This window comes from Psychrobacter sp. AOP31-B2-9, from assembly GCF_052378005.1.
In the GTDB taxonomy this organism is placed as follows: domain Bacteria; phylum Pseudomonadota; class Gammaproteobacteria; order Pseudomonadales; family Moraxellaceae; genus Psychrobacter.
The window spans coordinates 1-943 of the sequence record NZ_JBQSXG010000297.1 but is presented as its reverse complement, the minus strand read 5'-3'; the positions used below and the strand labels follow the sequence as shown (position 1 = coordinate 943).

Here is a 943-nt window from a genome sequence, read left to right as displayed (position 1 = left end):
TATACTAACCCAAAGAAGGAAAATAGTATGACCAACAAACGCAACCAATATACCCGAGAATTTAAATTAGAAGCGATTAGCTTAGTCACTGATCACAACCGCACCATACCTGATGTGGCAAGCTCACTGGGTATTGGCAAATCTACCCTGCAGAAATGGCTGAGTCAGTACCGTCAAGAAATGAGTGGCCAAGTGCCTAAAGTCGGCAACGCTTTAACGGATGAACAGCGCGAGCTTCAAGAATTGCGTAAGCAGGTTAAGCGGCTGACTATGGAGCGCGACATATTAAAAAAGGCTTCTGCTCTGCTGGCCTTGGACAGCCTGAACGGCTATCGCTGATAAGCAAGCTTGCAGAGCAAGACAAACGGGCCAGTAAAAGCCTTTTATGCAAGTTGTTTGGGGTATTGAGGAGCAGTTACTACTATGGACTAAAGCCCAAGCCCATCAGCCTTGAAGCCGTCAAAACTAAAGCATTAGTCCGCCAAATATTTAACGACTCAAAGCGCTCAGCAGGCGCTCGCAGCATTGCCGCTATACTAATGAATGAACACGGCATCAAGCTGACCCGTTATATGGTAGGTAAACTTATGAGCAGCATGGGGCTTAAAAGCTGTCAGTTAAAGACGCATAAATACAAGCACTGTGATGAAGAACACAAAGCTCATGACAACATACTGAACCGTAACTTTAGCCCCACATCGCCCAATCATGTCTGGACAGGTGATGTCACTTATGTTCGCATTAAAGGCGGCTGGTGCTACCTAGCTATCGTTTTAGATTTATATGCTCGTCGTATTGTTGGCTTTGCTGTATCAGATTCGCCTGACAGTATGCTGACAACCAAAGCGCTGCAGATGGCGTATCAGTCGCGCTTAAAGCCAAGTGGGGTGTTGTTTCACTCTGATCAAGGCACCCATTACACTAGCAAGAAGTTTGCTGAATC

The 943-nt window shown here is 46.0% G+C and carries 2 protein-coding genes; both read left to right on the top strand.

The window, feature by feature from the left end; translation table 11 throughout:
• On the top strand, positions 1–339 hold a 339-nt coding region (locus ACT3SX_RS15305; protein WP_444761848.1), incomplete at its 5' end, for a transposase.
• The coding region (locus ACT3SX_RS15300) for an IS3 family transposase (RefSeq protein ID WP_444753404.1) at positions 285–943 on the top strand (659 nt) is incomplete at its 3' end. The genes ACT3SX_RS15305 and ACT3SX_RS15300, both read left to right, overlap by 55 nt.